We start from the raw sequence: 19,189 nt of genomic DNA, 5'->3' as shown, positions 1-19,189 counted from the left end.
TGGTGGGGAAGACGCTGAGCAGAAAAATGCGAGCCGCATTCCATATGAACATGGATAGATGATAATTTGCAGAAGAATCAGATCGGTAACGCAGAAATCCCCCAACGCGAAACACCACGTTGGGGGAACTGAAACAGAAGAGGGCAACTTAGGCTAAGTGCTGCTTCGCATCACTAATCGCTTTGGCAACCTGCTGCGGTGATACGCCACCTTGTGCCGCACGCTTATCCAGACAGGATTGTAGCGCCAGAATCGGGTACACATCCTCGCCAATCACGGCGCTGAATTTTTGCAGATCGGCCAGCGGCAACGCTTCCAATGCTTTGCCCTGACGAATGGCTTCAACTACCGCTTCGCCCACGATATGGTGCGCTTCACGGAACGGAACGCCTTTCGCGACCAGGTAATCCGCCAGCTCTGTCGAGTTCGCGTAGCCTTGCTCGGCCGCTTCTTTACAGCGCGGACGCTTAACCTGAATGCCTTCCAGCACCAGACCCGCCATCATCAGGCAATCGTGCCAGGTATCCAGTGCGTCAAACAGCCCTTCTTTGTCTTCCTGCATATCTTTGTTATACGCCAGCGGTAGGCCTTTAAGCGTCATCATCATGCCGGTCAACGCGCCCTGTACGCGACCGCATTTACCGCGAATCAGCTCCAGTGCATCCGGGTTTTTCTTCTGTGGCATCAGGGAAGAACCGGATGTCACACGGTCAGACAGCTCAACGAACGCCGCTTCACCGCTGTTGAAGAAGATCAGATCTTCGGCAAAACGCGACAGGTGGATCATGCCGATCGAAGCATCAGACAGCAGTTCCAGTACATGATCGCGATCGGAAACCGTATCCAGACTGTTACGCGTGGCCGAGGCAAATCCCAGCCAGCCCGCCAGTTGCTCACGGTCGATCGGATAAGCCGTTCCTGCCAGCGCACCGCAGCCCAGTGGACTGACATCCAGACGCTTCAGCGTATCTTCCAGACGACTTTCATCACGCGCCAGCATTTCATGGTAGGCCAGACACCAGTGCGCAAACGTCACCGGCTGTGCGCGCTGTAGGTGGGTGTAACCCGGCATAACCGCATCCTGATTGGCTTCCGCCGTCGTAACCAGTGCCTGACGCAGCTGGCGTACCGACAGCAGCAGTTCAGCAATCTGCGCCTTGCACCACAGTTTCAGATCCGTCGCGACCTGATCGTTACGGCTACGACCGGTATGCAGCTTTTTACCTAAATCGCCGACTTTCTCAATCAGACGCAGTTCAACCCAGCTGTGAATGTCTTCTGCATCGCTTTGCAGGATCATCTCAGGATCGGCCTGTACCTCAACCAGCAGCGCATTCAGCGCCTGTTCCAGCTGTTGCTGTTCCTGCTCGCTAAGCACATTTACCGTCACCAGCGCTTTCGACCAGCCGATCGAGCCAACGATGTCCTGTTCCGCCAGACGGTAATCAAACCGCAGTGAGTCATTAAACTGTTTAAAACGCTGATCTGCTGCCTGACTAAACCGACCGCCCCACAAAGCCATAACCCTTACTCCCAAAAATATAATTCACGTTGGTATCGCATCATGCCATACCCAGAAACGACTTACGCCAGAATACGCGTGCCAATCGCTACGCCGTTGAACAGCGCAGGTAGCTGCTCAACATGACGCCAGCTGGCGATATCAACCGGACGACCCAGCGCACGAGCGGCATCCAGCGCGGCGTTGACCTTAACAATCATGCCGTCGGTAATAATGCCCTGAGCGATCAGCTGCTCGGCTTTCCCTGCCGTCATTTCGGCAATACGCTGGCCTTTACCATCCAGAATGCCACTAACGTCAGACAGCAGGATTAAATCCGCACCCAGCGTTTGCGCCAGTGCCGTCGCCGCTTGGTCAGCGTTGACGTTCATCAGGTCGCCCTGTGCCGTAATGCCGATGGAGCTAACAACAGGCAGATAGCCCGCAGACAGCAGCGTGTTCAGCAGCGCAGGCGATCCCGCTTCTGCCTTACCCACAAAGCCCAAAGACTCATCTAACTGCGTGACCGTCGTGCTGCCGCCATCGCCCAGACACAAGCCGACCGCGTTGATGTCATGCTTCTTCGCCCATGACAGCAGCGTCTTGTTGGCGGAACCCGCCAGCGCACCGGTGATGATATCAATCTGATCGGCAGGCGTGACGCGCAGGCCGTTTTTCTTCACGACGGGCAGCGACAGTTTCTTCATCAGGTCATCCACCAGACAGCCGCCGCCGTGCACAATCACCAGCGGACGCTGGTGTTCCTGACGGTAAGCTACCAGCGCAGTGAACAGACGTTCCAGCGCTTCTTCGCTATCCAGTAAAACGCCACCTAATTTGATAATTAACGGATTCATTATGCTTCGCGCCTCGAAATGTCGGGACCAGTAGTGATTAAATTAACGATTGGGTTTCAGGGAAACCAAAACGAATATTCATGCATTGCACAGCCTGTGCCGCCGCGCCTTTCAGCAGGTTATCTTCGGTTGCCACCACGATCAGGTGCTCACCATCAACAGAGAAACCGATATCGCAGAACGGCAGGCCGACAACGGATTTCAGCGCCGGAACGCCCTTATCGTACAGGCGAACCAGCGGCTTATCGTGATAAGCGTTGTGATAAGCCTCAGCGATATCCTGCTGGGTTACGCCCGGTTGCAGGCGACAGGTGATAGTTTCCAGAATACCGCGAGCGAAGTTGCCCAAATGCGGAGTGAAGATCACTGGCGTGCCGAGGTGCGTTGAAATTTCAGGCTCATGGCGGTGGTTGAAAATGCCGTACGGTTGCAGGCTGACTTCACAGAAGCTGCTGGTCAGCGACGCTTTACGCCCCGCCCCGCTCACGCCGCTCACGGCATTAATCACCGGCCACTGAGCCGGGTTCAGCAGTTGGGCATCCAGCAGCGGCTTCAGCGCCAGCTGCGCAGCCGTTGGATAACAGCCTGGCACGGCAACCAGTTGTGCCTGTTTTACGCTTTCCGCACGCCATTCGGCCAGCCCGTAAACCGCTTTTGCCAGCCAGTCAGGGTGCTGATGCTCAAAGCCATAGTAACGACGATAAAATTCGGCATCTTGTACGCGAAACGCGCCAGACAAATCAAAAACGGTGCAGCCTGCCGCCAGAAAAACAGGGGCCAGATCGTGGCTGACTTTGTGGTCGGTCGCCAGAAAAACGACATCCACGCCTTTCGCCGCTTCTTCCGCATCGGTCAGCGGTTTTACCGGAACATCGATGATGCCTTTGAGCTGCGGATGTAAATCAGAAATCAATTTTCCTGCATCGACACTTTGCGCAGAAACCATCAAAGCGGTTATGTTCATCTGTGGGTGACGGTTCAGGTAGAGCGCAAGCTCAGCGCCGGTATAACCACTTGCACCAACAATCAGCGTATTCAGCATGGGATCCGTATACCTTCTTACTTATCTATGGAACAGGTAACAGGGCTCACCAGCGTCGGTACGCTGTTCACCCGCGAAACTCAGTGAAAGTGACGAATCGTCATCGCCGTACCTTTGGGTTTCCTTTCGCCGAGCATTATTGTATTTTTATTCAAAATAAATGCATGAATATTGATACTATCCTAACCAGAGGCTGTCAACAGTGAAGATGAATTTACCCCCTTTTATTGAGCTATATCGGGCATTGATAGCCACACCGTCCATCAGTGCCACCGACAGCGCGCTCGATCAAAGTAATCATACCTTAATCAACCTGCTGGCCGGCTGGTTCGGCGATCTCGGCTTCCACGTGGAAGTCCAACCAGTCCCCGGCACCCTCAATAAATTTAATATGCTGGCGCGGATTGGTGAAGGAAAAGGTGGCTTATTGTTAGCAGGCCACACCGACACCGTCCCGTTCGACGACGGTCGCTGGACGCGTGACCCGTTCACGCTGACCGAACATGACAACAAGCTGTACGGCCTGGGTACGGCGGACATGAAAGGCTTCTTTGCCTTTATTCTGGATGCGTTGCGCGATATCGATCCGACCAAGCTGACGAAACCGCTCTACGTGCTGGCAACGGCAGATGAAGAGACGACGATGGCCGGCGCCAAGTATTTCTCCGAATCCACGCAGATTCGCCCGGACTGCGCCATCATCGGCGAACCGACCTCACTGCAACCGGTGCGTGCCCACAAGGGCCATATGTCTAACGCGATCCGCATTCAGGGGCAGTCTGGCCACTCCAGCGATCCGTCGCGCGGCGTGAACGCGATTGAGCTGATGCACGAAGCCATTTCTCATCTGCTGGTATTGCGTAACACGCTACAGGAACGCTATCACAATCCGATTTTCCACATTCCTCACCCGACTATGAACCTCGGCCACATTCACGGCGGCGATGCCGCTAACCGTATCTGCGGCTGCTGTGAACTGCATATGGATATCCGTCCGCTGCCGGGCATTACGCTCAACGATCTGGACGGTTTGCTGTCAGAAGCGCTTGAGCCTGTAAGCCAGCGCTGGCCGGGCAGGTTGACCATCAGCGAGCTGCATCCTCCGATTCCTGGCTATGAGTGCCCGCCCGATCACCGTCTGGTGTCCGTCGTGGAGAAGCTGCTGGGAACGAAAACGGAAATCGTGAACTATTGCACCGAAGCGCCGTTTATTCAGACGCTGTGCCCGACGCTGGTTCTGGGGCCAGGATCGATCGAACAGGCGCACCAGCCGGATGAATATATTGATACCAAGTTTATTAAACCAACGCGGGATCTGATCTCGCAGGTGATTCATCACTTCTGCCACCACTGATCCGACGAAAGCGGCCTTGCCAGCCATGCTGGCAAGGTCATTTTGAGACAGAGAATGAAAAAGAAAGATTTCATCGCACAGGATCTACTGAGCAAAATCTATCAGCACACCGATCCGCTACCGGAAAAGCTGCCGCCGGAACGCCAGTTGGCGGAAGAATACGGCGTGTCGCGCTTCACCATTCGTCAGGCATTGGAAAAACTCGCCAGCATCGGCGCAATCCATATGGTGCAAGGCTCCGGTAACTTCATCAATCAGGGCGTACGCAGCAACCCGCTGGTGTATAACTCGATTACCGAAAAGAAATTTAATCAGATTTCATTCCGTCTGCTTAGCCTGCATAAGCGGCTGCCGACTCGGGAAGAGCAGCAGGTTTTTGCTATCAGCGAAAATACGTTCATCTGGGAATTCAGCCGATTACGTTATGTCGATAACCGTAAGGTGCAGATTGAGATATCGAAGATGCCCGCCGCAGACTTCCCAGACATGAGTCAGAAGATTATTGAAAGCTCTATTCAGCAGTATGTGCTCAGCAAGGGCTACGCGATTTCACACTACCTGACACATTATCAGGCGGTTAACGTCACTAAAGCACAGGCTGAGCTACTGGGCTGCAAGAAAGGCACAGCGGCGATGCACATTCTTAATCGCGGTATTTTACAGGGTGGTCGCGTGTACGAATCGAGCGATATCATTGATATCAACTACGCCTGCACCTACGTCATCCCCTTCAACCGCGATAACCTGAATTTCCGCCAGTCGCCGTAATAATTCACTCAGGGCGTATGCATCGTGCCATCCGGCAGGCGGCTCTGCGTCCATTCGTGCGGACGATAGACGACGGGGAACTGCCGCGCCGCGTCCAGATCGATACCCACGCCAATACCTGGGCGCTCAATCGGATACAGATAGCCCTTCTCCGGTTCCACCGCCTGCGGGAAGACCTTGCGGGTATTTTCCGGGTAAGCGACAAATTCCTGAATCGCGGCGTTATGCAGGTGGATATTGAGGTGAATGTTGACCGCCGCACCGATCGGCGTCATATCCGGCGGGCAATGCCACGCGAGACGAACGCCAAAGTTCTGACAGAACGCACCCAGTTTCAGCGCTGGCGTAATCCCGCCAATCTGTGAGACATGGCAGCGGATGAAATCAACCTGACGATTAATCACCAAATTCTGCCACTCGGCGGGGTTATTAAACAGCTCCCCGGTCGCCAGCGGCACCGCGCTCTGGCTGCGGATCTGCGCCAGCCACTCATTTTGCGCAGGCGGCAAAATGTCTTCGATGAAATAGGGACGATAAACTTCTACCGCTTTGGCAAACTGCACGGCCTGATTCGGGAACAGACGCTCATGGACATCATGCAGGATGTGGAAACGATCGCCGTATTTCTCACGCAGCGCACGGAACATGGCGAGCGTGTTGGCCATGTACTGATCCTGATCGTAATAGGCTCCCTCCGTTGGCTGCCGCGTGCTGTGCAGCGCATCGGGATTACCGCCATAGAATCCTAGCTGGCAGCGGATATGACGATAGCCCTGCGCATACAGCCGATCCACGTCCTGATACAGCCCGTCCAGCGTATCGCTGGCAGCATGGCTGTAAGCGGCAATAGCATCGCGAGATTTCCCACCAAACAGGTGATAAAGCGGCATATCCGCCAGCTTGCCTTTGATATCCCACAGCGCCATATCGACGCCCGCCACCGCATTGTTGATAACCGGACCGTTACGCCAATAAGCGTTGACCATCATCATGTGCCATAGATCTTCAATGTGGTTAGCATCTCGTCCTAGCAGCAGCGGTTTGAGGTACTCGTCCACCATCGCTTTGACGGCCAGCGGGCGCTGCTGGAAGGTCGCACATCCATAACCCGTCACGCCTTTATCCGTGTGAACCACCACCGTCACTAAATTATGACGGTCGGGGCGGGTAACAAGACATTCAATGTCAGTAATGATTGTCGGCAACACAAAAATATCCTCCAGAGCATTTACCGGAATAGCCTTACCCGGCAAAAACACAGTCTAAAATCAGTTTCTTTTTTTGTTTTCTACTTATTTTTTCTTTTATTGTAAACCTATTATTTAAAAGATTTATTTTGGTTTGAAAAATCCATTAAATTGATTAAAAAACCAGACCAATTATCGAATAATGGCAACAAAAAGCCCCTTATAGACTAACCATGTGACGAACTTCATGTTTTATTGGTTTGTTTTTTCTTCTTTAAGTTTTTAATATCGGTGGAAATAATTCGGCCAAAAATAACATAAGGCTATGCGGGGAGTTTATTTCATGGGAAAAAATGACGTTATTCAGTCAATCATTAAACTGGTTGGCGGAAGCGAAAATATTAATAAAGCCTGGCACTGCATGACGCGGCTTCGGTTTGATTTAATTGATGAAAGTAAAGTGCAAACTGAAGCCATCAAAAGTCTGCCAGGCATATTAGGTGCCCAACACCAGAGTGAACAGTTTCAGATTATTATCGGGCCGCAGGTCAATGAGTATTACGAACTGCTGAACGCCCAGCTTTCCTCCACAACGCTTTCGCCTACAGCGACATCGCAGCCAGACGTGCAGAAGCAGAAAAAGGGGCTGGTTTCGCTGTTCATGGATACGGTTTCCGGCGTATTTGGTCCGATCGTGCCTGCCATCGCGGGTGCCGGTATGATCAAAGGGCTGCTGGCAGGGCTGATCGCCTTGAAAGTGGTCTCTGCCAAAACCGATACCGTGATCGTCCTCGACCTGATCGCCAGCGGTGTGTTCTATTTCTTACCTTTCTTCCTCGCCATCTCCGCAGCCAGGATCTTTAAAACAAGCGAATATCTAGCAGCGGCTGTGGCAGCCTGCCTGATGTATCCATCGTTGATAGAAGCGGCGAAGGCACTAGCCAGCAATAGCCCTAATGCGGTCAGCGCCTTTTACTTCATGGGTGTGCTGCCCATTCCAGTGTTCAACTATGCCGCCAGCGTCATCCCAGTGATTTTCTCTGTGCTGGCACTGAGCTATATCCACCGCTGGGTCGATCGCATTATGCCTTCGGTGCTGAAAACCGTGTTTACCCCGACGCTGACGCTGTTTATCGCCGCACTGGTGTCGCTCACGGTGATCGGGCCATTCGGGATCTACCTCGGTAAACTGCTGGCACTGTTTATTCAGAGCCTGTTCGATGTGTCGTCTATCTTTGCTGGTTTCGTGGTCGGTGCGATTCGGCCTGTCGCTATCCTGACTGGCATGCATCACGCGATGACGCCCATTGCACTGCAAAATTTCAGCAATCAGGGCTTTGATATGCTGATGCCAATGATGTGTATGGCTAATATGGCGATTGCGGGTTCCACGTTTGCCATCTACTTCCATGCCAAAACCCGTCAGGATAAATCCGTCGTGCTGTCTGCTGGTGTTTCTGCGCTGCTCGGTATTACCGAACCTGCACTCTTCGGCGTACTGACGAAGTATAAAAAAGCGTTTATCTCCGCAACCATTGCCAGCTCCATCGCCTCGGCCTTTATCGCGTACTTCGGTGTCCGGCTGTATGGCTACATCTTGTCGAGTATTTTCAGCCTGCCAGCCTATATCGGCCCGTACTTTAGCTACGCGGTCTCCGGCATGGCTATCGCCATCGTGCTTTCTTTTACTCTGACTTATATTCTGGTCGTCAGAGCGTCCAAACAGGCGTAACCGCGCTCGCGGGGCCGCTGCGCCCCGCGACGTTCCCCTGCTAATAAGTCCCTCTAATATCCGCGCCTCTGTAATTAAATTTCACAAATTGCCAAGCCCGCCTCAATGCAAGTACAAAGAATAAGGAGAAGAAAGAATCGTCAATTGACGAACCCGCCTTATCGTGGCTAGATGGAGGCAGTGCGTCAAAATATGTCAAGTGAAATAAACTTACAAAAATGGTAGGGATGGGTCAGGGTAACTATGAACGAACAATATTCCGCAATGCGCAGTAACGTCAGTATGCTCGGCAAGCTTCTCGGCGATACCATCAAGGAAGCACTGGGTGAAAACATCCTTGATAAAGTCGAAACAATCCGCAAGTTGTCAAAGTCTTCCCGCGCAGGTAATGAAAAACATCGTCAGGAGTTGCTGACTACGCTGCAAAACCTGTCTAACGATGAACTGTTGCCCGTTGCCCGCGCATTCAGCCAGTTCCTTAACCTGACCAATACCGCTGAGCAATATCATACGATTTCACCGCACGGTGAAGCCGCGAGTAACCCGGCACAGCTTTCCCACGCGTTTGAGCGCCTGAAGGAAAGCAAAGATCTGACCGAACGCGATATCCGTGACGCCGTAGAATCCTTGTCGATCGAGCTGGTGCTGACCGCACACCCGACAGAAATTACCCGCCGGACGCTGATCCACAAGCTGGTAGAAGTGAATACCTGCCTCAAGCAGCTCGACCACAACGATCTGGCTGATTATGAGCGCAATCAGATCATGCGCCGCCTGCGCCAGCTGATTGCGCAGTCCTGGCACACCGATGAAATCCGTAAAATTCGTCCTACCCCGGTAGATGAAGCCAAATGGGGCTTCGCCGTGGTGGAAAACAGCCTGTGGGAAGGCGTGCCTGCATTTTTACGCGAGCTGGATGAGCAGTTGGAACAGGCTTTCGGCTATCGTCTGCCCGTTGATGCGGTTCCGGTGCGCTTTACTTCCTGGATGGGTGGCGACCGCGACGGTAACCCGAACGTCACGGCGGAAGTCACTCGCCATGTGCTGCTACTCAGCCGCTGGAAAGCCGCCGATCTGTTCCTGCGTGATATTCAGGTGCTGGTTTCCGAGCTGTCGATGTCCGAGTGTACACCGGAACTGCTGGAGCTGGCCGGTGGCAACGAGGTACAAGAACCGTACCGCGCCATCATGAAGTCACTGCGTTCGCAGTTGAGCAGTACACTGAGCTATCTGGAAGCGCGTCTGACAGGTGAAGAGCGTCTGCCGCCTAAAGATCTGCTGATTACCAACGAACAGCTGTGGGAACCACTCCACGCCTGTTACCAATCGCTGAAAACCTGCGGCATGGGCATCATCGCCGATGGTCGCCTGCTGGATACGCTGCGTCGCGTACGTTGCTTTGGTGTGCCTTTGGTACGCATCGATGTCCGTCAGGAAAGTACCCGCCACACCGAAGCGCTGGCCGAGATTACTCGTTATCTGGGTCTGGGCGACTACGAAAGCTGGTCAGAGTCTGATAAGCAGGCCTTCCTGATCCGTGAACTCAGCTCTAAGCGTCCGCTCCTGCCACGCTACTGGGAGCCGAGCGCGGATACCAAAGAAGTGCTGGACACCTGTCGTGTCGTCGCCAAAGCGCCAATCGGTTCAGTCGCAGCCTATGTCATTTCAATGGCACGCACGCCTTCCGATGTGCTGGCCGTTCACCTGCTGCTCAAAGAAGCCGGTTGCCCGTTTGCATTGCCGGTCGCGCCGCTGTTTGAAACGCTGGACGACCTGAACAACGCTGATGATGTCATGACGCAATTGCTGAGCATCGACTGGTATCGCGGCTTTATTCAGGGCAAGCAGATGGTCATGATCGGCTATTCCGACTCTGCAAAAGACGCGGGCGTGATGGCTGCCTCTTGGGCGCAGTACCGTGCACAGGACGCGCTGATCAAAACCTGTGAGAAAGCGGGTATCGCACTGACGCTGTTCCACGGACGCGGTGGTTCTATCGGTCGCGGTGGTGCACCGGCTCATGCAGCGCTGTTGTCACAACCGCCGGGTAGCCTGAAAGGTGGCCTGCGCGTGACGGAACAGGGCGAGATGATCCGCTTTAAATACGGTTTGCCGGAAGTCACCATCAGCAGCCTTGCGCTGTATACCGGTGCGATTCTGGAAGCGAACCTGCTGCCGCCGCCGGAACCAAAACAGGAATGGCACGAGGTAATGGACGATCTTTCTCGTGTATCCTGCGAGATGTATCGTGGCTACGTGCGTGAGAACCCGGATTTCGTCCCTTACTTCCGCGCCGCAACGCCGGAATTGGAGCTGGGTAAACTGCCGCTGGGTTCACGTCCGGCCAAGCGTCGTCCGAATGGCGGTGTGGAAAGCCTGCGCGCTATCCCGTGGATTTTCGCCTGGACACAGAACCGCCTGATGCTGCCAGCGTGGCTAGGCGCAGGTGCCGCATTGCAGAAAGTGGTGGATGACGGTAAGCAGGAACAGTTGGAAGCTATGTGCCGCGACTGGCCGTTCTTCTCGACGCGTATCGGCATGCTGGAAATGGTGTTCGCCAAAGCCGACCTGTGGCTGGCGGAGTATTACGATCAGCGTCTGGTAGAAGAGAAACTGTGGCCGTTAGGGAAACAGCTGCGCGATCAGTTAGCCGCCGATATTAACGTCGTGCTGGCGATCTCCAACGACGATCACCTGATGGCGGATCTGCCGTGGATCGCCGAGTCGATCGCACTGCGTAACGTCTATACCGATCCCCTGAACGTGTTGCAGGCTGAGTTGCTACATCGTTCACGTCAACAAGAACAGCCAGATGCCGATCTGGAACTGGCGTTGATGGTGACTATCGCCGGTGTCGCGGCAGGCATGCGTAATACAGGTTAATCGCGCAAGCAGCAAAAGCTAAACAGACAGCAAAACTTGTAGTAAGTAAAAATAGGGGCCGGTCATTTGACCGGCCTTTTTTGCGGAAAAATCAGTTACGCGGTGATAATGAAGAGATTCACCAATAAGGTGAAGAAAACCTTACGCCAGATATTTATCCTGCAAATAATTCCGCGCACGATTATCCAAACCGTATTCCACTTCAAGCCAGCTATCGATCGAACCGTGTCGTTCGTAGATAGCCTTCAATGCCGTCACAATGAACTCTTCCTGCACTGACAGCACATAAGAGAACTGTCCCAGCGCTTTCTCATTCAGCGTTGCCGACAGATGTGTCAGTAGTTGCTGGCGGAAGGGCGTCAGCGTCGTCTCGGTGAGCAGGTAATCTTCCATCACCGTCTGCTCATCAGCCCCCAGCGCAAACATCACCAGCGCCGAACCGATACCGGTGCGATCTTTACCCACGGCGCAGTGCTGTACGAGCCCGCCCTCATCCGGCCGTAATAGCAGCGACACCAACTGTGTATAGGCCGAGTTATTGAAAGGAAGACGGCGGTAGAGTTCCAACATGAATGCCCGAGAATCAAACGCCGCCAGCACATCAGACCCCAATGAATCCAGATTAGCCGTCACTTCGTGGCGCAATGGGTTGGCCGGATAGGCGTGATAATTAGCCCCCGTCCACAATATGTCAGGCTTCTGCGCAATTTCATCAGCATCCCGATAGTCCACCACATGGGAAATAGGTACGCCAGCAAGATGTTCACAGTCAGCCTGACTCAGCAGATCCAGCGAGCCGGAGCGAAAAAGTTTACCATGTCGAATAAGCCGCCCGTCAGCAGCACGGTTACCGCCTAAATCGCGGAAGTTGATTCCGCCGTCCAGCGGTAATAAAGAGGGATGGAGCAACGTTGGTTCGGTCATACATCTCCTTGCGAGGTTGAAAGGCGAGCAAGGCAAATTGAACTATTTAGTGTATACCCTAAATAATTCGAGTTGCAGGAAGGCGGCAAGAGAAGGAATCCCGATGAACTTACTCAAGTAAGTGATTCGGGTGAGTGAACGCAGCCAACGCACATGCAGCTTGAAGAATAACGGGTATATCAGGATACGGGCTGGCATCGATGATAGCCAGCCCAAAATACCATCAATTTTTGTGCTTATTCAGCAGCTAACAAACGGCGAGTCGCGTCCAGCAACACCTTGATGACGGTGGTTTCGGCCAGTTTCATGGTCGCCGCATCTGGGATTTCCTGCTGGGTACGGTTCACGATCACGCCCGCGATCATGCCCGCTTTCAGCCCCTGGCTGGCGCACATGGTCAACAGCGTAGCGGATTCCATTTCATAGTTCAGCACGCCCATGCTCTGCCATTCTTCCATCGAGCCGCGGAAGCGACGGACAACGCGTCCAGAGAAGGTGTCATAGCGTTCCTGACCAGGGTAGAACGTATCTGAAGACGCCGTGATGCCCACATGCAACGCCGCACCCGAGGCCTTCGCCGCTTCCACCAGCGCGGTGGTACAGCCGAAATCAGCAACGGCTGGGAATTCCATTGGCGCGAAGTGCAGGCTAGCCCCGTCCAGACGGACGGCGGCGGTGGTCACTAACACATCGCCGACGTTGATGCCTGACTGAATCGCTCCCGTCGTGCCGACGCGCAGGAAAGTCCGGATGCCGAGCTGTGCCAATTCTTCTACCGCAATTGACGTTGACGGGCCGCCAATGCCGGTCGAACAAACAATCACTGCCTTACCGTCCAACTCTGCACGCCAGGACGTAAATTCACGGTGTGATGCCAGATGTACCGGGTTATCCATCAGGCGAGCAATTTTTTCAACACGCTCAGGATCGCCGGGGACGATAGCCAGCGTCGCGCCCTGTAAATCGTTCTTGACCAGACCAAGATGGAACACATCAGATGTAGACATAACTGCCTCCCGGGCAATCAATTGGGTATTCAGAGAAATCGCGCCAGACGCTCATCTACACTGCCTTTCGCAGCCAGTCAGCGTCCGTTCAATAAAAAGACTCTAGCGCATCATTACGTTTTTTTAAGTGACGGCAGTCACCGATGAAAAAGAAACAAATATCAACATACATAAAAAATGTGACCAAAATCACTAATTGTCAGATAAGGACGTCATTTTTGCCGATTAATTGTCTTCTAGTGTAGATTCTTTAATCATTGATAGTATTTATCATGGATATTCTGAAATCCCTCTTTCCATGAAAATCGGCCGATAACAGGAGATCGCGTAATGAAGACTGATGAACAGACGACCTTCACACATCTTCCCCAAGGGCTATCCCCAGCGGTGGAACCGCAGACCTCCTCCATCATTACGACAGATTCTGTCGGTATCGTTGCCAGTGAAACCACCATTCCTTCTCAGGGTGAGCAGCTACCCGCGTATATCGCCAGACCGGCAAACCACGACGGGCCGCTCCCTATCGTTCTGGTGGTGCAGGAGATTTTCGGCGTCCATCAACACATTCAGGATGTTTGCCGCAGGCTGGCCAAGCAGGGCTACATGGCCATTGCGCCAGAGCTGTATTTTCGCCAGGGCGACCCCAGCCACTATAACGACATTCAGCAAATCCTGACCGAGTTGGTTTACAAGGTGCCTGATACGCAGGTGCTGTCCGATCTCGATCGCGCCGCCAACTGGGCGATTAAACAGGGTGGCGACGCCAGTAAGCTGGCGATAACGGGTTTCTGTTGGGGCGGACGCATCACCTGGCTCTACGCCGCGCACAACCCACAGCTCAAGGCGGCCGTTGCCTGGTACGGCAAATGTACGGGTGAGAAAACGCTGAATAGCCCCAAGCATCCGGTGGATATCGCCACGGAATTGGAAGCCCCCGTGTTGGGATTGTACGGCGCAAAAGATGAAGGCATTCCGTTGGAACAGGTCGATACCATGCGGCAGACGCTGCGTGCGGCCAACGCGGCGGCAGACATCATCGTCTATCCCGATGCCGGGCATGCTTTCCATGCCGATTACCGCCCCAGCTACCATGAAGAATCCGCACACGACGGCTGGCAGCGTATGCTGGCATGGTTCCAGAAAAACGGTGTGGCATAACACCTTCACACGTCTTGCACCTTATTCCACGATCTAAAACGCCACCGAAAAACGGTGGCGTTGGTGTTTTACCTTTTTACTGTTTTACAGAGAAAGGCAGCCCTTAGAACGTCGTCCAGTCGCCGTTATTTCCCTTGTCTTTTGCTGCCGCTGGCGCTAAAGACAGCGTTGGGGTGCGCGTTGGTGCCGGTGCATAAGAAGCGGTTTTACCGCTGCCATATGACTGCAATTTAAACGCGCTTACCGCTTCCGCCAGAACAGAGGCCTGTGATTGTAGAGACAGCGCCGCAGAGGCCGATTCTTCAACCAGAGCCGCATTCTGCTGGGTCGTGGTATCAATCTGTCCAACCGCCAGATTCATCTGGTTAATCCCATCGCTCTGCTCACGGCTAGCCTGCGAGATTTCACTGATGATCTCATTCACATCCCGCACATAGCCCGTTAATCCACCCATCGTTTCTTCGGCGGTATCCACCAGCGACATGCCTTCCTGAATTTTACTCACAGAGTCGTCAATCAAATCCTTGATCTCACGCGCGGCGGTCGCACTGCGCTGTGCCAGGGAACGCACTTCCCCCGCCACCACCGCAAAGCCACGCCCTTGCTCGCCTGCACGCGCGGCTTCAACCGCTGCGTTCAACGCCAGAATGTTGGTCTGGAATGCAATGCCGTCAATCACACCGATGATTTCCGCCATACGCTGGGATGAATCACGAATGCCGCGCATCTTCTGCGTCACGGAAACCATAACGTCGCCGCTTTGCTTCGCCGCACCAGAGGCTTTGTTCGCGATGTCTGTTGCCTGCTGGGTGTTTTCCGCCGTGTTCTTAATGGTAGACGTCAGCTGTTCCATCGACGCCGCCGTTTCTTCCAGTGAGCTGGCCTGCTCTTCGGTGCGCGATGACAAATCCTGATTACCTGCGGCGATTTGCGAGGCTGCCGTCGAGATGGTTTCCGCGCCGTCACGCACCTGCCCAACAATCGTGCTCAGGCTGGTGTTCATGTGATCCAACGATTGCAGCAGCAATCCGGTTTCATCTTTGCTGGTAACAGTGATACGTGAGGTCAGGTCGCCCTGTGCCACTCTGTCTGCCACTTGCAAAGCCTGCTGTATCGGCCGGGTTACGCTGCGCGTAATTGACCAGGCAATCAGTGCTCCAAATACGGCACCCAGCGCTAAAATAAGCAACAAAATCATGCGGGTGTTGCTGTATACCTCAGCCATCGCTTCAATGGAGGTATCCATTGCATCATCTTGATAATTCACCAATTGTCTTACCGCGTCGCGGTACTGACGTTGGGTGACATTCAAGTTGTTGTTGAACTCCTCAATCGCCGCTTCCCGATTACCCGCCACCACTTCGCTGATAATCTTGTCACCGGATTTCAAAAATTCGTTACGGATTGCGCGGATAGCACGCAGCTGGGAAATCGAACGCTCTTCAACCGTCTGGCTTTCCAGCTTGTCCAGCAAACGGCCAATCTCCTGACGGAACCCATTCACACGGTCGACGTTTTCCTTGATTTTATCCTCACCCGAAACCAGCATCAGCCGCTGATAGGCCACCAGGATGCTGTTTACATTATCAATGAGGCTATTGGCATCCACCGTCTGTGGGTAAACCTCTTTCACAATGTCTCTGGCACCATCCTGGAAACCAGATAGCTTAGACAGGGAAAAAATACTCACGATAAACAACATCAAAATCAGGACGGCAAACCCAGCTCCCAGTCGATAGCCGATACGCCAATTCGCTAAATTCATGTCTCACTCCTTTTAGGTAATGCATAGCAATGTCAATTGCGCACATGTCGCAGCTTGATGGAACCACAGGGCGGAGAATGGTTGGCGATTCGAAGGAGAACAAACCTTCTGACACGCCAGAGATACCTTGAGGCAGGCATTTTACGCACGCTCTCAGCATGAGAGGCGCTATCAAAAATCAAATAGTTTCCCTCGGGTGTTGAGGTGCAAAAGTGGAAATAAATCTAACAATGCTACAAATACAACTGATAAGACCGCAGAGACGTTATTGAGGTGATAATAATGGTCTTCCCTCTCCGAACTCATGCGGACATTGCCGCTCCTGTGTTATCCATTTTATCGGCACGCCATCCATGATCTTTATCATTTGATCGTTTAAATCATTCAAAAGTAAATAATAAATAGTCAGTGACTATCAAAAAATCAATTTCGATCGGAAAAAACACACATTAATCTACGAACCATTAACAGAAATAACGCCTCAATGACATAAAAGGATAGTCAGACATATTCGATATTAAAAATAAAGAGATGATAATATTTCTTAGTAAAGGATAACGAACTGAACAGAAAGGAAAAAAAACGCATTTACTCTATATCGTACATGAAAAGAATCAGGGAGGCTGTTGCCTCCCTGTGGGATAGCGTTGCGTTACACAACGTCGCTAAATGATGACAGTCAGTTTACTATTTCTTTGCCAGCGCCAGAGACAGCATGGGCGTGCTCATCGGCATCGGCGCATAAGACCCAGCGTGACTACTGTACGACTGTATTTTAAACGCACTCACTGCTTCTGCCAGAACGGAAGCCTGTGATTGCAGAGACAGCGCCGCAGAGGCCGATTCTTCAACCAGAGCCGCATTCTGCTGGGTCGTGGTATCAATCTGTCCAATCGCCAGATTCATCTGGTTAATCCCGTCACTCTGCTCACGGCTGGCCTGCGAAATCTCGCTGATAATGCCGTGTACGTCCTTCACGTGAGCCGTTAATCCGCCCATCGTTTCTTCAGCAGTATCAACCAGTTCCATGCCTTCACGAATTTTGCTCACGGAATCGTCGATCAAATCCTTAATCTCCCGTGCGGCAGTCGCACTGCGCTGTGCCAGCGAACGGACTTCTCCCGCTACCACGGCAAAACCACGCCCTTGTTCACCCGCACGTGCGGCTTCAACGGCAGCGTTCAGCGCCAGAATGTTGGTCTGGAAAGCGATACCATCAATCACGCCGATGATCTCCGCCATACGCTGAGATGAATCACGAATGCCGCGCATTTTTTGCGTCACGGAAAGCATGACATCACCGCTTTGTTTCGCCGCACCGGTCGCCTTATTGGCAATCTCCGTCGCCTGTTGAGTGTTTTCCGCGGTGTTTTTAATGGTGGATGCCAACTGCTCCATTGAGGCTGCGGTTTCTTCCAGCGAGCTGGCCTGCTCTTCAGTACGCGATGACAGATCCTGGTTACCTGCCGTGATTTGTGACGCCGCTGTCGAGATCGTTTCCGCGCCATCACGCACCTGACCAACAATCGTGCTCAGGCTGGTGTTCATGCGATCCAATGATTGCAGCAGCAGCCCAGTTTCATCCTTGCTGGTCACCGTAATACGTGAGGTCAGATCGCCCTGCGCCACTCTGTCTGCTACTTGCAAAGCCTGCTCTATTGGGCGGGTTACGCTGCGCGTGATAGCCCAGGCAATCAGCGCCCCAAATACGGCACCCAGAGCCAAAATAAGCAGCAAAATCATGCGAGTATTGTTGTATACCTCTGCCATGGTCTCGACAGAATTATCCATTGCATCATTTTGGTAATTCACCAACTGCTTCACCGAGTCACGGTAATTGCGCTGAATGACGTTCAGGGTGTTGTTGAATTCGGCGACGGCGACGTCGTTATTACCCGCCAGCGCATCACTAATAATTTTATCGCCAGACTTGATGAATTCGGCACGAAACCCGCGGACAACCCCCACTTGCTTGCGGGCAAGCTCTCCTGAGGCATTGTTTTCCAGATTGTCGAGCAGACGACTAATTTCCTTGCGGTACGCCATAATCCGATCGACATATCCCTGACGCTGTTCCTGACCGGATACCAGCATCATCTGTAAATAAGCGACAAAATGCCCATTCACGTTATCGATGAGGTCATTAGCATCTACCGTTTGCGGATAAACCTCTTTGACGATATCTCTGGCACCATCCTGAAAAGAGGACAGTTTAGACAAAGAAAAAATACTCACGGTAAACAACATCAGAATCAAGATGGCAAATCCGCCTCCTAATCGATAGCCAATTCGCCAATTCGCTAAACTCATGTCTCACTCCTTTTAGGTAATACATAATAATGACTACTGCGCACAGCTATCGTCTAATAACGCCGCAGAGTGGGGGATAATCTTTTTTTCGGGAAAATAAATATGCTTTATAGGTATTTTAAATATACCCATAAGAGAGTAATTGCAGGTGCACTTTCAACATAAATAAAACGTTAAAAAATACAAACAACCTCGCTCTATTGGTACATCCAGAGCCGCTTCCATGCCGTCTACCTTATCGGCACAATATTCCTTAGCTTTATGACAGCGTCGATTAACCACGCCGAAGAATAAATATCTTGATAGCGGATAAATAATCCTTTTCGAGAAATAACCTACCAGTCGATGCAGAAAAAAAAGGGGGATAGCGCGGCGATTTTATTAAAGGAAAGACAATATAGTTAATTTTCGGGAAGGAAGAAAAATTTGCAGGAGGAAATAATAAACAATCGGAAGGTTGGGAAAAATAGTGTGTATTTTATACCCTAAATAATTCGAGTTTCAGGACAAAACGTTAACGTTTTGAACAACGCGAAGCGTTAGCCCTTTAGGGCGATGCTCAGAAATGAGCATCGTAACGCGGCAAGAGAAGGACAAATTCGTCGGGAACGAATTTGACCAGCCAACGGCTGGCCTTCGGTGAGAGACAGGATGTCTCTCATTTCATCCCGATGAGCTTACTCAGGTAAGTGATTCGGGTG

General features: G+C 52.5%; 13 protein-coding genes. 5 read left to right on the top strand and 8 right to left on the bottom strand.

Annotation, left to right across the window (positions count from 1 at the left end; translation table 11 throughout):
* Window positions 1–148: 148 nt before the first annotated feature.
* From argH to argC, 3 genes are all read right to left on the bottom strand, one after another.
* On the bottom strand, window positions 149–1,522 hold the full coding sequence (argH, locus tag EIP93_RS01065) for an argininosuccinate lyase (RefSeq protein WP_039482984.1): 1,374 nt from the start codon (window positions 1,520–1,522) through the stop codon (window positions 149–151).
* Between the two features lie 62 nt (window positions 1,523–1,584).
* A complete protein-coding gene (gene argB, locus EIP93_RS01060; protein WP_125232155.1) occupies window positions 1,585–2,358 on the bottom strand; it encodes an acetylglutamate kinase in 774 nt (257 codons plus the stop codon).
* A 37-nt stretch (window positions 2,359–2,395) separates the two neighbouring features.
* Entirely contained in the window at window positions 2,396–3,400 is a 1,005-nt protein-coding gene (argC, locus tag EIP93_RS01055) for an N-acetyl-gamma-glutamyl-phosphate reductase (RefSeq protein WP_010298635.1), read from the bottom strand.
* Between the two features lie 202 nt (window positions 3,401–3,602).
* On the opposite strand from argC, the gene argE reads away from it, so the two are divergent.
* Window positions 3,603–4,754, top strand: a complete 1,152-nt coding sequence (argE, locus tag EIP93_RS01050) for an acetylornithine deacetylase (protein ID WP_131526237.1) — start codon at window positions 3,603–3,605, stop codon at window positions 4,752–4,754.
* 54 nt (window positions 4,755–4,808) lie between these two features.
* The gene (locus EIP93_RS01045; protein ID WP_010298630.1) at window positions 4,809–5,522 is read left to right on the top strand and encodes a GntR family transcriptional regulator; all 714 of its coding nucleotides are present in this window, start codon (window positions 4,809–4,811) and stop codon (window positions 5,520–5,522) included.
* Between the two features lie 8 nt (window positions 5,523–5,530).
* Here the strand turns inward: EIP93_RS01045 and EIP93_RS01040 are convergent, their stop codons facing one another.
* Window positions 5,531–6,730 carry a starvation-sensing protein RspA gene (locus EIP93_RS01040; RefSeq protein WP_109226214.1) on the bottom strand — a complete coding sequence of 400 codons (1,200 nt, stop codon included), beginning with the start codon at window positions 6,728–6,730 and terminating at the stop codon, window positions 5,531–5,533.
* A 322-nt stretch (window positions 6,731–7,052) separates the two neighbouring features.
* On the opposite strand from EIP93_RS01040, the gene EIP93_RS01035 reads away from it, so the two are divergent.
* Both EIP93_RS01035 and ppc read left to right on the top strand, forming a co-directional pair.
* Window positions 7,053–8,441 carry a PTS transporter subunit EIIC gene (locus tag EIP93_RS01035; protein ID WP_125232154.1) on the top strand — a complete coding sequence of 463 codons (1,389 nt, stop codon included), beginning with the start codon at window positions 7,053–7,055 and terminating at the stop codon, window positions 8,439–8,441.
* 243 nt (window positions 8,442–8,684) lie between these two features.
* On the top strand, window positions 8,685–11,324 hold the full coding sequence (gene ppc / locus EIP93_RS01030) for a phosphoenolpyruvate carboxylase (protein ID WP_103862757.1): 2,640 nt from the start codon (window positions 8,685–8,687) through the stop codon (window positions 11,322–11,324).
* A gap of 141 nt (window positions 11,325–11,465) precedes the next feature.
* Here the strand turns inward: ppc and EIP93_RS01025 are convergent, their stop codons facing one another.
* Together EIP93_RS01025 and udp are read right to left on the bottom strand one after the other, a co-directional pair.
* A complete protein-coding gene (locus EIP93_RS01025) occupies window positions 11,466–12,248 on the bottom strand; it encodes a tyrosine-protein phosphatase (protein ID WP_010298623.1) in 783 nt (260 codons plus the stop codon).
* Window positions 12,249–12,484: 236 nt separating this feature from the next.
* Window positions 12,485–13,255 (bottom strand): uridine phosphorylase, encoded by a 771-nt coding sequence (udp, locus tag EIP93_RS01020; RefSeq protein WP_010283777.1) that lies wholly within the window; start codon window positions 13,253–13,255, stop codon window positions 12,485–12,487.
* Between the two features lie 330 nt (window positions 13,256–13,585).
* Between udp and EIP93_RS01015 the strand changes: the two genes are divergently transcribed.
* Entirely contained in the window at window positions 13,586–14,413 is an 828-nt protein-coding gene (locus EIP93_RS01015) for a dienelactone hydrolase family protein (protein ID WP_103862758.1), read from the top strand.
* Between the two features lie 103 nt (window positions 14,414–14,516).
* Here the strand turns inward: EIP93_RS01015 and EIP93_RS01010 are convergent, their stop codons facing one another.
* Window positions 14,517–16,178: a methyl-accepting chemotaxis protein gene (locus EIP93_RS01010; protein ID WP_103972337.1), complete on the bottom strand. Its 1,662-nt coding sequence runs from the start codon at window positions 16,176–16,178 to the stop codon at window positions 14,517–14,519.
* A 687-nt stretch (window positions 16,179–16,865) separates the two neighbouring features.
* On the bottom strand, window positions 16,866–18,488 hold the full coding sequence (locus tag EIP93_RS01005) for a methyl-accepting chemotaxis protein (protein WP_125232153.1): 1,623 nt from the start codon (window positions 18,486–18,488) through the stop codon (window positions 16,866–16,868).
* Between the last annotated feature and the right edge of the window lie 701 nt (window positions 18,489–19,189).

Source organism: Pectobacterium versatile, assembly GCF_003932035.1.
Classification (GTDB): Bacteria; Pseudomonadota; Gammaproteobacteria; order Enterobacterales; family Enterobacteriaceae; genus Pectobacterium; species Pectobacterium versatile.
Note: the sequence above shows the minus strand (reverse complement) of the source record. Positions and strands in the feature narration are given on the sequence as shown.

Coding starts and splice junctions, on each gene's coding strand:
- EIP93_RS01045 (WP_010298630.1), top strand. CDS start 4,809: ATGAAAAAGAAAGATTTCATCGCACAGGATCTACTGAGCAAAATCTAT.
- EIP93_RS01010 (WP_103972337.1), bottom strand. CDS start 16,178: ATGAATTTAGCGAATTGGCGTATCGGCTATCGACTGGGAGCTGGGTTT.
- EIP93_RS01005 (WP_125232153.1), bottom strand. CDS start 18,488: ATGAGTTTAGCGAATTGGCGAATTGGCTATCGATTAGGAGGCGGATTT.
- argH (WP_039482984.1), bottom strand. CDS start 1,522: ATGGCTTTGTGGGGCGGTCGGTTTAGTCAGGCAGCAGATCAGCGTTTT.
- EIP93_RS01025 (WP_010298623.1), bottom strand. CDS start 12,248: ATGACCGAACCAACGTTGCTCCATCCCTCTTTATTACCGCTGGACGGC.
- EIP93_RS01035 (WP_125232154.1), top strand. CDS start 7,053: ATGGGAAAAAATGACGTTATTCAGTCAATCATTAAACTGGTTGGCGGA.
- ppc (WP_103862757.1), top strand. CDS start 8,685: ATGAACGAACAATATTCCGCAATGCGCAGTAACGTCAGTATGCTCGGC.
- EIP93_RS01015 (WP_103862758.1), top strand. CDS start 13,586: ATGAAGACTGATGAACAGACGACCTTCACACATCTTCCCCAAGGGCTA.
- argC (WP_010298635.1), bottom strand. CDS start 3,400: ATGCTGAATACGCTGATTGTTGGTGCAAGTGGTTATACCGGCGCTGAG.
- argB (WP_125232155.1), bottom strand. CDS start 2,358: ATGAATCCGTTAATTATCAAATTAGGTGGCGTTTTACTGGATAGCGAA.
- udp (WP_010283777.1), bottom strand. CDS start 13,255: ATGTCTACATCTGATGTGTTCCATCTTGGTCTGGTCAAGAACGATTTA.